Source organism: Pantoea sp. C8B4 (assembly GCF_051336905.1).
GTDB lineage: Bacteria > Pseudomonadota > Gammaproteobacteria > Enterobacterales > Enterobacteriaceae > Pantoea > Pantoea rwandensis_B.
On record NZ_JBGMNK010000006.1, the window covers coordinates 224,967 to 237,773 of the forward strand.

Below are 12,807 nucleotides of genomic sequence, written 5' to 3' on the forward strand. Positions count from 1 at the left end.
TGATTTTTGGTCATTCCATGTTATGCCGGATGCAAACCTCTGAGAAAATTCCTACAATAGCCCTGATGATTATCTGACCATTTTCACGGAGCGACAGATGGCTAGTCATTTTGTACGTTGGATGGGTAACTCGCCGCTCTCTTCAGAGCAGTTGCGGGTTCCACAGGATGTGATTAACAGCGCCGAGCGCTTCCCTGACAAGCGCCGTAGCCGTTTTCTTGCCGCACGCGAATTGCTGGCTCAGCTCATGCTGCGTGTCTATGGCATTCGTGAACTCCCGCCGCTTGTGACCACCAGCAGCGGACGTCCTTGCTTTGCCGATCCAAACCTCCCTGACTTTAGTATTGCGTACGCCGGTAATATGGTTGGTGTGCTGCTGGCGGAAGAAGGCGGGCGGGCGGGATTGGATATGGAGATTGTCCGCGCCCACAGCCGTCAGACGCAGGACACGCTCACGCAGGATCTCTCATCCGGTGAAAAGGCGTGGATCAACGCGCAGCAGGATTTCATGGAAGCGGTGACGCAAATCTGGACGCTGCGCCAGAGCATCCTCAAATTAACGGGTGAAAGTGAGAACGGTGCCGGTTCGCTGCAGTTGCACCCTGCTGCCGGCCGTCTGCGCTCCAGCGTGTTTCCGGATATTCAGGCGGTATGTGATGCCGAGCCGATGCTGGTGTGGTCGTGCGCACTCTCTCCGGGCACTGAGCGCTTATGCCTGTGGGAGATTGATGCACAGCAGCAATGGCAGCCATTGCGCGACGTTGAAATGAGCAAACCGAATATTGGCCCGCGCTCGCTGCGTCTGACCAGCCTCACTCCCACACCGCAAGAAATCGGACATCTCTAACAAAACAGGCCGCAATCGCGGCCTGTTATTTTTAGTGCGCGTCGATAAACGCGATTTTTAGCACAAACAACAGGGCAACAATCACCACGCACGGGCTGATTTCACGCCAGCGTCCTGTGCCAAGCTTCATCACACAGTACGAGATGAAGCCCAGCGCGATACCTTCGGTGATCGAGAAGCTGAAAGGCATCATCGCCGCCGTGACAAACGCCGGGACCGCTTCGGTAAGATCGTCCCAGCGCACGCGTGACAGCGATGCCGTCATCAATACACCAACGTAAATCAGTGCTCCAGCGGCCGCATAGGCCGGCACCATCGCAGCCAGCGGCGACAGGAACATCACCAGCAAGAACAGAATGCCGGTGATCACCGCCATCAAACCGGTGCGGCCACCAATCGCCACACCTGAAGAGCTTTCGATATACGCCGTCACCGAAGAAGTGCCGATCAGCGAACCGGTCACCGAGCTGATGCTATCGACATACAGCGCCTGCTTCATGCGCGGGAAAGTGCCCTTTTCATCGGTCAGTCCGGCCTTATCGGTGACACCGATCAGCGTGCCGGAAGAGTCGAACAGGTTGACCAGCATAAAGGAGAAGATCACTCCCGCCATACCGATGTTGAACGCCCCTTTAATATCGACCTGACCCACCACCGATGTCACTGCCGGCGGCGCGGCAAACACACCGCTGAATTTCACATCGCCAATGGCTAAGCCAATCGCCGTAGTGACCACAATTGATACCAGCACCGCCGCGTGGATATTGCGTGAGGCCAGAATCGCGATAATGAAGAAGCCCAGCGCCCCCAGCAGTACGCTATGCGAGGTCAGGTTCCCGACCGTCACAATGGTGTCGGCATTCGGCACGATGATACCGGCGTTTTTCAGCCCCATCATAGCGATAAACAGGCCGATACCGGCGGTGATGCCGACGCGCAGGCTCATTGGGATGTTGGCAATCATCCAGTAACGTACGCGCAGCAGCGTGAGGATCAGCAGACCGAGCGCCCCCCAGAAGATCGCCCCCATGCCAACCTGCCATGAGTAACCCATGGCGCCAACCACCACAAACGCGAAGAAAGCGTTCAGCCCCATCGCCGGTGCCAGTGCCACCGGCAAGTTCGCCACCAGCCCCATCAGAATGCTGCCAAAGGCCGCTATCAAACAGGTGGTGACAAACACCGCCTGGGTATCCATGCCTGCCGCGCCCAAAATTTGCGGATTTACAAAGACGATGTACACCATCGTCAGGAAAGTCGTGAAACCGGCGATCACTTCGGTGCGCGCGGTTGTGCCGTGTTCCTGCAGCTTAAAGATGCGCTGCAACAAGCCCTGATTGTTCATTCAACTGTCCCGGAAAAAAATTTATCGCCGCGTATCCTATAGATTTTAGTCGGGCAAAACACTGATTATTCGCAAACGGTTGCCGGGGTCGCTTTCTGCGCTGAGTGCGCTAGAGTGTCAGCTGGTTGTTTAATAAAAGGATGATGTGCGATGTCAGTTGAATGTGTGTTTTTCGATTGCGACGGTACGCTGGTCGACAGTGAAGTGATCTGTACGCAATCTTACGTCAACACCTTTGCCCAATACGGTATTGAGCTCTCTTTGCAGCAGATGTTTGAGCAGTACAAAGGGGTTAAGCTCTATGACATCGTGCGGGATGTACTGGCGAAGCATCAAATCGACGTTCCCATCGAAGAATTCGAAACCGTCTATCGCGCTGATGTCGCCCGCCTGTTTGACCTCGACCTGAAGCCGATTGCCGGTGCCAAAGCGCTGGTGGAAAGCGTGAAAGTGCCGATGTGCGTGGTCTCGAACGGGACTGTGAAGAAGATGCAGCACTCGCTGGGTTTAACCGGCATGCTGCCATACCTCGAAGGTCGGCTGTACAGCGGTTATGACATCAACCACTGGAAGCCCGATCCCGAGTTGATGTATCACGCGGCGGAGCAAATGCAGGTGCCGATTGAGAAGTGCATTCTGGTGGATGATTCAGAGGCCGGTGCGCGTGCGGGGATCGCGGCGGGCATTCCGGTATTTTACTACTGCGCTGATGCGCACAATCCGGAGTTGGATCATCCGCTGGTGACGCGCTTTGACGATATGGCGCAATTGCCAGCGCTGTGGCGCGCAAGGGGCTGGGATTTGGTGTAAACCCAGGGCGGCATGAATGTCGCCCCTGCAGAAACCGGCGCAGGATGTCCGGGCAATGCATGATTCAAATCGACTGACCACAAAAGTGTTACCTCTGTGGTCGGTCTGATCTGTTACCTGTGTGCCCGGTGGAACCTGGTGCTGCCCCTACAGAGGCCGGTGTGCGATGTTGAACAGTTCGCAGGTAAGATCTAATCGGGTGCGCACCAGGTAACCTAAACGCCTTAGCCAATCGCGCCCAGCGAATCCTCGTTACTCTGCTTCTTCGGCAGCAGGAACAACGTCGCCACGATATCCAGCAGGTAAATCAGCGCCAGCAGCGTGATCGCCGCGGTAAACGAGATTTGCGCCGCCAGCAGACCAATCACCAGTGGACCAAAGCCGCCGACACCGCGTCCAAGGTTGAACAACACATTCTGCGCGGTTGCGCGCGCCTGAGGTGGGAAGGTGTCCGAGATCAGCGCGCCGTAACCGCCAATCATGCCGTTCACAAACATCCCCATGATCGCGCCGGTAAACAGCATGACGGTAGGATCGCGCAACTGCGCATACACCACCACCATGGCGACCGCGCCAAACTGGTACAGCAGGAAGATTTTCCAGCGCGCGAAGCGATCGGCCAATACGCCAAACAGCCAGATACCAAAGGTCATGCCCACTACAGTCACCGCCGTCCACAAGCCGGATTTGGTCAGGCTAAAACCAAAACTGGATGAGAGGTAACTTGGCATCCAGATCATCAGACCGTAATAACCGAAGTTCTGCACCGAGCAGAGGATGAAAATTCCAAGGCTGGCTTTGCTAGTGGCGCGATCGGCAAATAGCAATTTGATGCGCGTGGCGAATGATAGCTGCGGTGTTTTTTCCACGTGACGCGTGAAGCCTTCCGGCTCGCCCATACTGCGACGAATCACAAACGACACCAGCGCAGGCAGTAAGCCCACCAGGAACATGCCGCGCCAGCCAATCACACTCAGTAGCGGCGGTGTAATAAACGCCGCCAGCAGCACACCGAGCTGCCAGCCAATGCCGACCCACGCCGAGGCGCGATTACGCTTCTCCTTCGGCCAGGCTTCCGCAATCAGCGCCATGCCAATACCAAACTCACCGCCTAAGCCCACGCCCGCCAGCGTGCGGTAGGCCAATAGATCCCAGTAGCCCTGCGCCACCGCGCACAGCCCGGTGAAGATTGAAAACATCAGGATCGTCACGGTAAGAATACGGATACGACCATAGCGATCGCTGAGATGACCAAACACAATGCCACCGATCACCGCGCCGATCAGCGTCCAGGTGACCAGCGAACCGGCCTGAGAGGGATCAAGAGCCAGCGAGACGCTGATCGCCGGTAACATAAAGCCCAGAATTAACAGATCGAAGCCGTCCAACGCATAGCCACTAATGGCAGCAACCATCGCTTTTGCCGGCGTCACGGCGTTTTTTTTCGTTATTGGGGAAGACATTTAACAGCACCTGGCAGAAAAAAGTGCGCCAAGTATAAAGAGAGGGAATCGCGGAGACCAATCAGAAATGAAGATGGCTGCCTGTTTGCCACAGTGGCAACAGGCAGCCGAAACGGCAATTAAGAGGGTTTATTGCTGCCGTCATCACCTGACAGCAGTTCATCCAGCTTGTCGCCGCCAACGTGACGGAAATCCTGACCTTTAACGAAATAGAAGATAATTTCGCAGATGTTCTGGCAACGGTCACCGATACGCTCGATAGCGCGGGCACAGAACAGCGCCGTCAGTACACTTGGGATGGTGCGTGGATCTTCCATCATGTAGGTCATCAGCTGACGCACAATGCCTTCGTACTCTTTGTCGACCTTCTTATCTTCACGATAGATCTTAATGGCTTCATTCAGATCCATACGCGCAAAGGCATCCAGCACGTCGTGCAGCATCTGCACGGTGTGGCGACCCAGAGACTCCAGGCTCACCAGCAGCGGCAGGTGCTGCTGGCTGAACTTCTCCAGCGCCGTGCGGCTGATTTTCTCCGCGACGTCACCGATACGTTCCAGCTCAGAGATGGTCTTGATGATTGCCATCACCAGGCGCAAGTCGCTGGCGGTAGGCTGACGTTTGGCGATGATGCGCACGCAGGCTTCATCAATCTCCACTTCCATCATGTTGACCTTCTGGTCACCGTCGATCACGCGACGTGCCAGCTCGCCATCCTGGTTGTGCATCGCGGTAATGGCATCGGTAAGCTGCTGCTCCACCATGCCACCCATGATCATCACCTGAGTGCGAATGTGTTCCAGCTCCGCGTTGAACTGACCGGAGATGTGTTTGTTCAGATTCAAATTGTCCATGTGCGTCTCCTGAATCAGCCGTAACGACCGGTGATGTAATCTTCGGTCTGCTTCTGCGCGGGCTTGGTAAACAGTGTATCGGTGTCGCTGAATTCGATCAGCTCGCCCAGATACATGAAAGCGGTATGGTCAGAACAACGCGCGGCCTGCTGCATGTTGTGCGTCACGATCACCACGGTGTAATCCTGCTTCAGCTCGGTGATCAGCTCTTCAATACGACCGGTAGAGATCGGGTCGAGGGCTGAGCATGGCTCATCCAGCAACAGCACTTCCGGGCGAATCGCGATGCCGCGTGCGATACACAGACGCTGCTGCTGACCGCCGGAGAGACTGTAACCGCTCTGATGCAGCTTGTCTTTGGTTTCATTCCACAGCGCTGCTTTGGTCAGCGCCCACTGCACACGCTCGTCCATATCGGCACGTGACAGCTTTTCAAACAGACGCACGCCAAACGCGATGTTGTCATAAATCGACATCGGGAACGGCGTTGGCTTCTGGAACACCATGCCCACGCGTGCGCGCAGCAGGGCGATATCCTGATGCGAAGCCAGAATATTGTCGCCATCCAGCAGAATGTCACCTTCAGCACGCTGCTCAGGGTAGAGCGAGTACATTTTGTTGAAGGTGCGCAGCAGGGTGGATTTACCACAACCTGATGGTCCGATGAAGGCGGTGACCTGGTTCTTCGCGATATCCAGGTTAATGTTCTTCAGAGCGTGAAACTTTCCGTAATAGAAGTTCAGATTGCGAACCTGAATTTTACCGGCAGAAGTCGTTGCCATACTCATTGCTCATCTCTCATGTGCAGCGCCGCCGAAGCCGCGCCGGGAAATTAATGTTTGCCCTTGGCGAAAACCACTCGCGCGACAATGTTCAGCAGCAGCACGCACAGGGTAATGATCAACACACCCGCCCATGCCAGGCTTTGCCACTCGGCAAACGGGCTCATGGCGAATTTGAAAATCGTCACCGGCAGGTTGGCGATCGGCTGCATCATGTCGGTGCTCCAGAACTGGTTCGACAGCGCAGTAAACAGCAGCGGTGCGGTTTCGCCCGCGATGCGTGCCACGGCCAGCAGCACACCGGTGATAATCCCGGAGACTGAGGCTTTCAAGGTGATGGCAGAAATCATCTTCCACTTCGGCGTACCCAGTGCATAAGCCGCTTCACGCATGCTGTCTGGTACCAGTCGCAGCATGTTTTCCGAGGTACGAATCACGATAGGAATCTGCAACAGCGCCAGCGCCACCACACCCGCCCAGCCAGAGAAGTGCTGCATCTGTGCTACCACGATGGTGTAGACGAACAGGCCCACCACAATCGACGGTGCTGACAACAGGATGTCGTTGATGAAGCGAATCACTTCCGCCAGCCAGTGCTTACGGCCATATTCGGCAAGATAAATACCGGCCATGATGCCCAGCGGTGTACCGAACACCGTTGACCACAGAATGAGTAACCCACTGCCCGCCAGGGCGTTGGCTAAACCACCGCCTGCGGTGTTCGGTGGCGGGGTTGATTCGGTGAACAGTGACCAGCTCAGGCCATCGATGCCTTTGGTGACGGTAGTGAACAGAATCCACACCAGCCAGAACAGGCCAAAGGCCATGGTCAGCATCGACATCGTCAGTGCCACTTTATTTTTAGCGCTGCGACGTGCCTGCATTTTACGGCGCGAGGCTTCCAGCTCAGCACGAGCATGCATTTCGATAGCGGTCATGAACGGGCTCCTTCACTCTTCGCCAGGCGCAGGATCATCAGTTTGGAGATGGCCAGTACGATAAAGGTAATCACGAACAGAATCAGACCCAGTTCCATCAATGCCGCCACATGCACACCGGATTCAGCTTCAGCGAATTCGTTCGCCAGCGCGGAGGTGATACTGTTGCCCGGCATAAACAGCGAGGCGCTGTCGAGCTGGTAGGTGTTACCGATGATGAAGGTCACCGCCATGGTTTCACCCAGTGCACGACCCAGGCCCAGCATCACACCACCGATTACACCGTTTTTGGTGAACGGCAGCACGATACGCCAGATCACTTCCCACGTGGTGCAACCAATACCGTAGGCGGACTCTTTCATCATCACTGGCGTCTGCTCAAACACATCACGCATGACCGATGCAATGTACGGAATGATCATGATGGCGAGGATCACGCCAGCGGCCAGAATACCGATACCGAATGCCGGGCCTGAGAACAGGGTGCCCACAATCGGAATGTTCGACATGATGTTGCCGACCGGTGTCTGGAAGTACTCAGCAAACAGCGGGGCGAAGATAAACAGGCCCCACATGCCGTAAACGATACTCGGGATCGCTGCCAGCAACTCAATTGCGGTACCCAGCGGGCGACGCAACCAGTTAGGTGCCAGTTCCGTCAGGAATAGCGCAATGCCAAAGCTCACCGGCACAGCGATGATCAAGGCAATGATGGAGGTGACGAGGGTGCCGTAGATCGGTACCAGCGCACCAAATTGTTCGTTTGGCGCATCCCAGGTTTTGGTCCATAAGAAGGAAAAACCAAATTTTTGGATGCTTGGCCAGGAAGAGAAAATCAGGGAGACGATAATGCCACCCATCAACAACAACACGATAAGCGCGGAAAGTTTCACCAGCGCGCCGAAAATCATGTCACCTTGTTTACCTGGGGCTTTGAACGTCGGCTTAGTGGCAGCCATAAGTTTCTCGGTTCTCAGAGGAAGTTCAGGGCGGCATACCATGCCGCCCATCGGGTTGGTCAGTCAGGGGAGACTGACCGGGTCATTCGCTTACTTGTAAATCGCTTTGCCTGAGCTGTCCTTGATGTTCGCTTTCCAGGCAGTACGAATCTGGTTAGCAACGCTTTCTGGCAGCGCAGCGTAATCCAGTGCGGTTGCAGTTTTGCTGCCGCCTTTGTAAGCCCAGTCGAAGAACTTCATCACTTCTGCACCTTTAGCTGCGTCAGCCTGCTCTTTGTAGATCAGGATGAAGGTGGTAGAAGAGATTGGCCATGCATCTGCACCTTTCTGGAAGGTCAGGTCTTGAGCGAAAGATTTGCTCCAGTCTGCGCCTTTAGCAGAGTTAGAGAAGGTCGTTTCGCTCGGAGCAACTGGCTTGCCATCTGCATCCATCAGTTTGGTGTAGGTCAGGTTGTTCTGCTTAGCGTACGCATATTCTACGTAGCCGATTGAACCCGGCAGACGCTGTACGAATGCAGCTACGCCGTCGTTACCTTTACCGCCCAGACCGGTTGGCCAGTTAACGGTGTTACCTTTACCAATTTTGCTGTTCCAGTCTGCGTTGACTTTAGACAGGTAGCTGGTGAACACGAAAGAGGTACCTGAACCATCTGCGCGGCGAACCACGTTGATGTTGGTGTCTGGCAGTTTCACGCCTGGGTTCAGCTTAGTGATCGCCGGGTCGTTCCACTTTTTGATGTTGCCCAGGTAGATATCGCCAACGGTTTTGCCGTCCAGCGTCAGTTCACCTGATTTCACGCCTGGGATGTTAACGGCCAGTACCACGCCACCGATAACGGTAGGGAACTGGAACAGACCATTTTTTTCCAAATCGGCATCAGCCATCGGCGCATCAGACGCACCGAAATCAACGGTTTTAGCGATGATCTGCTTAACGCCGCCTGAAGAACCAATACCCTGATAGTTGATTTTGCTACCGGTGGCTTGCTGGTATTCTGCTGCCCACTTGGCATAAACCGGTGCCGGGAATGTACCGCCAGCGCCAGTCAGGTCGGTGGCTGCAAAAGCAGATACCGCGCTTACTGCGAAGGTGGCGGCGAGGATTCGGGCTACGGATGTACGCATCAGTGTCATGTTCCCTCCAGGGGATTTAAAAAAAATCAGGCTCAATGCCATTTTAGTTGGAGTCAGTGATTGCTGCTGGAGGGAAAATAGGACAGTTTGATGACAGTGAAATGTACGAAATATGACAGTTATATGACACCGTTTAAAAAGCAAGCGGACCCGTTGCAGGCCCGCCCTTTTTATAGATTATTCAACGGTAACCGATTTTGCCAGGTTACGTGGCTGGTCAACGTCGGTGCCTTTAATCAGCGCAACATGATACGAAAGCAGCTGCAACGGCACGGTGTAGAAGATCGGTGCAATCACCTCTTCGACGTGTGGCAGTGAGATGATTTTCATGCCCTCGCTGTCGCTGAAACCCGCATCCTGATCGGCAAACACATACAGCAGACCGCCGCGCGCGCGCACCTCTTCAATGTTCGATTTCAGCTTCTCCAGCAGCTCGTTATTCGGCGCGACGACGATGACCGGCATATCGGCATCAATCAGCGCCAGCGGGCCGTGTTTCAGCTCTCCGGCGGCGTAGGCTTCAGCATGGATATAGGAGATCTCTTTCAGCTTCAGCGCCCCTTCCATCGCGATCGGATACTGATCGCCACGACCCAGGAACAACGCATGATGCTTATCCGAGAAACCTTCGGCCAGGCTTTCAATCACTTTGTCTTGTGCCAGCATCTGCTCAATACGGCTCGGTAAGGCCTGCAGCGCATGCACGATCTCGTGTTCAGTTTCCGGCTTCATACCGTGCAGACGACCCAGTTTCGCCACCAGCATCAGCAACACCGCCAATTGCGTGGTGAAGGCTTTGGTCGAGGCCACACCAATTTCGGTGCCGGCTTTGGTCATCAGCGCCAGATCGGATTCACGCACCAGTGAAGAGCCGGCAACGTTACAAATGGCCAGCGATCCAAGATAACCCAGTTCTTTTGACAGACGCAGTGCGGCCAGCGTATCGGCGGTTTCACCCGATTGCGACAGGGTGATTAGCAGGCTGTTTTTACGCACAGCGGATTTGCGATAGCGGAATTCGGAGGCGATTTCCACATCGCAAGGAATGTTGGCCAGCGACTCAAACCAGTAGCGCGACACCATCCCGGAGTTATACGAGGTACCGCAGGCGATAATCTGGATGTGCTCAACCTTGCTCAGCAAGGCTTCGGCATTGGCACCCAGTTCGCTGAGATCGATTTGCCCATGATTAAAGCGACCGGTGATGGTGTTTTTAATCGCGTTCGGCTGCTCGTAGATCTCTTTCTGCATGTAGTGACGATAGGCACCTTTATCACCGGCATCGTACTGCGCGGTGGATTCGATTTCCGCGCGTTTGGCTGGCTTGCCATCACGATCGATGATGGTGACTTCACGGCGCGTAATCTCAGCGATATCGCCCTCTTCCAGGTACATAAAGCGGCGGGTCACCGGCAGCAGCGCCAGTTGGTCAGAAGCGATAAAGTTTTCACCCACGCCACGGCCAATCACCAAGGGGCTACCAGAACGGGCGGCCACCAGCACGGAGGGATCGCGGCTGTCCATGATCACCATGCCATAAGCACCACGCAGTTGCGGGATCACACGCAGCACCACTTCGCGCAGCGTGCCGCCCTGCTTCTGCTCCCAATGCACCAGGTGCGCCACCACTTCGGTGTCGGTTTCTGAGGCAAAGTGGTAGCCACGTTCGATCATCTGAGCACGCAATGGCTCATGGTTTTCGATAATACCGTTGTGCACAATAATGATGTGCTCAGAGACATGCGGGTGCGCATTGGCTTCTGACGGCTCACCATGAGTGGCCCAACGCGTATGAGCAATACCCGTTCCGCCCACCAGTGGTTGCTGCTCTGCCGCTTCTGCCAGATTAGCCACTTTGCCAAGACGACGCAGACGCGTCATATGTCCCTGGCGATCGACAACGGCCAGACCCGCAGAGTCATAACCGCGATACTCAAGACGACGCAGACCTTCCAGCAGAATTTCTGCGATATCACGCTGCGCTACTGCACCAACAATTCCACACATAATAGTTTCCTGACTTCATGGCTTTCGGCCATTGCGTTGTCTTCTGACCTGATTTCCCCGAGCCTTGTAGAGAGTGGGGATTTACCCTTCATACTTCAAATTTCAGGTGCGTTGGCCAGGCGCATTCACCTCAGTCACTGACTTCAGTCAGCTCCTGAGGATTCGCGCTTGCCACCTTTCTGAAACTCGAATGATTTCGGGTAGTTTTTTTTCACGGGCCGATCTTTGCCGACCCTTAAAATTTATTTTTTCTTAACCGGACGCTGCCAGCCAGACTTCTGATTCTGTTCTTTACGGTTGTAGACCAAATCGGCTGCGGTGACATCTTTCATTACCGTAGTGCCTGCTGCGATGGTCGCGCCAGCCGCGACGGTGACCGGAGCCACCAGCTGGGTATCGGAGCCGACAAACACGTTGTCGCCGATAATGGTCTTCGATTTATTCGCGCCATCGTAGTTACAGGTAATGGTGCCTGCACCGATATTCACACCCGCGCCAATTTCGGCGTCACCGAGATAAGAGAGATGGCCAGCTTTAGAGCCTTTGCCCAAGGTGGCTTTTTTCATCTCAACGAAATTGCCAACGTGCGCCTCTTCTGCCAACTCGCTGCCAGGGCGCAGACGCGCGAACGGGCCTACGGTGCAGGCAACGGCTAAAGAGGCATCTTCGATGACTGAATAAGGGCTGATTTCGCAATCATCGCCAATCACGCTGTTTTTGATGATGCACCCAGCGCCTATCCTGACGCGGTTGCCCAATGTCACCGTGCCTTCGATGATAACGTTGGTATCGATTTCGACGTCACGTCCATGTTGCAGCGTTCCGCGCAGGTCGAAACGAGCAGGATCGCGCAGCATGACGCCCGCCAGCAGCAGTTGTTCTGCCCGCTCGCTCTGATATGCGCGCTCAAGCGTGGCCAGCTGCAGACGATTGTTCACGCCATCGGTTTCGCTGATACGGGCCGGGTGCACCGCATTGATCACGCGGCCTTCATGATGCGCCATGGCAATGATGTCAGTGATATAGAATTCACCCTGCGCATTGTTGTTATTCAGCTGTGCTAGCCAGCGTTTCAAGTCCCCGCCGTTAGCAATCAGAATGCCGGTGTTGATCTCAGGGATTTTCAGCTGTTCGGCTGAGGCATCTTTCTGCTCAACAATGCCCGTCACCGTGCCATTTTCACGCACAATGCGCCCATAACCGGTCGGATTATCCAGCACCACCGTGAGCAAACCGATGCCGCCTTCAGGTTTGGCATCACGCAGGCGTTGCAATGTCGGTTGGGAGATCAGCGGTACGTCGCCGTACAGCATCAAAATATCTTCGTCATCAGCAAAGAAAGGTGCCGCCTGCTGCATCGCATGGCCGGTACCCAGCTGTTCAGCCTGCAATACCCAGTTCAAGGTGTTGTGGGCCAGTTTCTCTTGCAGTAAACCGCCGCCGTGACCGTACACCAGATGCACCTGCTGGGCACCGAGGCCGGTCGCGGCATCGATCACATGCTGAACCATTGGTTTGCCTGCCAGGGTATGCAGAACTTTCGGCAGATCGGAATACATTCGGGTGCCTTTGCCAGCGGCCAGGATCACCACACTCATCGCGCTTGTAGACATAACTATCCAGACTCAATTTAACTTTCGAAAGTGTAAGGTTTACCCCTGAGATTAC

At 55.0% G+C, this 12,807-nt stretch carries 11 protein-coding genes; 2 read left to right on the forward strand and 9 right to left on the reverse strand.

Annotated features, from left to right (window positions below):
• Window positions 1-97: 97 nt before the first annotated feature.
• On the forward strand, window positions 98-847 hold the full coding sequence (locus tag ACCW76_RS10345; RefSeq protein WP_045815082.1) for a 4'-phosphopantetheinyl transferase family protein: 750 nt from the start codon (window positions 98-100) through the stop codon (window positions 845-847).
• A gap of 31 nt (window positions 848-878) precedes the next feature.
• Here the strand turns inward: ACCW76_RS10345 and ACCW76_RS10350 are convergent, their stop codons facing one another.
• Window positions 879-2,192 (reverse strand): NCS2 family permease, encoded by a 1,314-nt coding sequence (locus ACCW76_RS10350; RefSeq protein ID WP_038643959.1) that lies wholly within the window; start codon window positions 2,190-2,192, stop codon window positions 879-881.
• Between the two features lie 150 nt (window positions 2,193-2,342).
• Here ACCW76_RS10350 and yieH point away from each other — a divergent pair, with 150 nt between their 5' ends.
• Entirely contained in the window at window positions 2,343-3,002 is a 660-nt protein-coding gene (yieH, locus tag ACCW76_RS10355) for a 6-phosphogluconate phosphatase (protein WP_436338477.1), read from the forward strand.
• Between the two features lie 224 nt (window positions 3,003-3,226).
• On the opposite strand, the gene ACCW76_RS10360 is transcribed toward yieH, so the two are convergent.
• From ACCW76_RS10360 to glmU, 8 genes are all read right to left on the reverse strand, one after another.
• Window positions 3,227-4,465, reverse strand: a complete 1,239-nt coding sequence (locus tag ACCW76_RS10360; RefSeq protein ID WP_436338478.1) for an MFS transporter — start codon at window positions 4,463-4,465, stop codon at window positions 3,227-3,229.
• 119 nt (window positions 4,466-4,584) lie between these two features.
• The gene (phoU, locus tag ACCW76_RS10365) at window positions 4,585-5,319 is read right to left on the reverse strand and encodes a phosphate signaling complex protein PhoU (protein WP_038643963.1); all 735 of its coding nucleotides are present in this window, start codon (window positions 5,317-5,319) and stop codon (window positions 4,585-4,587) included.
• Between the two features lie 14 nt (window positions 5,320-5,333).
• A complete protein-coding gene (pstB, locus tag ACCW76_RS10370) occupies window positions 5,334-6,107 on the reverse strand; it encodes a phosphate ABC transporter ATP-binding protein PstB (protein WP_034830029.1) in 774 nt (257 codons plus the stop codon).
• Between the two features lie 44 nt (window positions 6,108-6,151).
• Window positions 6,152-7,039, reverse strand: coding sequence for a phosphate ABC transporter permease PstA (gene pstA, locus ACCW76_RS10375; protein ID WP_436338479.1), 888 nt, complete (start codon window positions 7,037-7,039; stop codon window positions 6,152-6,154).
• Entirely contained in the window at window positions 7,036-7,998 is a 963-nt protein-coding gene (gene pstC / locus ACCW76_RS10380) for a phosphate ABC transporter permease PstC (RefSeq protein WP_436338480.1), read from the reverse strand. The genes pstA and pstC overlap by 4 nt, the downstream gene beginning before the upstream one ends.
• Before the next feature lie 90 nt (window positions 7,999-8,088).
• Window positions 8,089-9,132 carry a phosphate ABC transporter substrate-binding protein PstS gene (gene pstS, locus ACCW76_RS10385; protein ID WP_436338481.1) on the reverse strand — a complete coding sequence of 348 codons (1,044 nt, stop codon included), beginning with the start codon at window positions 9,130-9,132 and terminating at the stop codon, window positions 8,089-8,091.
• A gap of 177 nt (window positions 9,133-9,309) precedes the next feature.
• Complete coding sequence (gene glmS, locus ACCW76_RS10390; protein WP_436338482.1) at window positions 9,310-11,139, reverse strand: glutamine--fructose-6-phosphate transaminase (isomerizing); 1,830 nt, start codon at window positions 11,137-11,139, stop codon at window positions 9,310-9,312.
• A 242-nt stretch (window positions 11,140-11,381) separates the two neighbouring features.
• On the reverse strand, window positions 11,382-12,752 hold the full coding sequence (glmU, locus tag ACCW76_RS10395) for a bifunctional UDP-N-acetylglucosamine diphosphorylase/glucosamine-1-phosphate N-acetyltransferase GlmU (RefSeq protein WP_436338483.1): 1,371 nt from the start codon (window positions 12,750-12,752) through the stop codon (window positions 11,382-11,384).
• Window positions 12,753-12,807 lie beyond the last annotated feature (55 nt).

Coding starts and splice junctions, on each gene's coding strand:
- glmS (WP_436338482.1), bottom strand. CDS start 11,139: ATGTGTGGAATTGTTGGTGCAGTAGCGCAGCGTGATATCGCAGAAATT.
- pstS (WP_436338481.1), bottom strand. CDS start 9,132: ATGACACTGATGCGTACATCCGTAGCCCGAATCCTCGCCGCCACCTTC.
- glmU (WP_436338483.1), bottom strand. CDS start 12,752: ATGTCTACAAGCGCGATGAGTGTGGTGATCCTGGCCGCTGGCAAAGGC.
- pstA (WP_436338479.1), bottom strand. CDS start 7,039: ATGACCGCTATCGAAATGCATGCTCGTGCTGAGCTGGAAGCCTCGCGC.
- ACCW76_RS10345 (WP_045815082.1), top strand. CDS start 98: ATGGCTAGTCATTTTGTACGTTGGATGGGTAACTCGCCGCTCTCTTCA.
- ACCW76_RS10350 (WP_038643959.1), bottom strand. CDS start 2,192: ATGAACAATCAGGGCTTGTTGCAGCGCATCTTTAAGCTGCAGGAACAC.
- phoU (WP_038643963.1), bottom strand. CDS start 5,319: ATGGACAATTTGAATCTGAACAAACACATCTCCGGTCAGTTCAACGCG.
- pstC (WP_436338480.1), bottom strand. CDS start 7,998: ATGGCTGCCACTAAGCCGACGTTCAAAGCCCCAGGTAAACAAGGTGAC.
- yieH (WP_436338477.1), top strand. CDS start 2,343: ATGTCAGTTGAATGTGTGTTTTTCGATTGCGACGGTACGCTGGTCGAC.
- ACCW76_RS10360 (WP_436338478.1), bottom strand. CDS start 4,465: ATGTCTTCCCCAATAACGAAAAAAAACGCCGTGACGCCGGCAAAAGCG.
- pstB (WP_034830029.1), bottom strand. CDS start 6,107: ATGAGTATGGCAACGACTTCTGCCGGTAAAATTCAGGTTCGCAATCTG.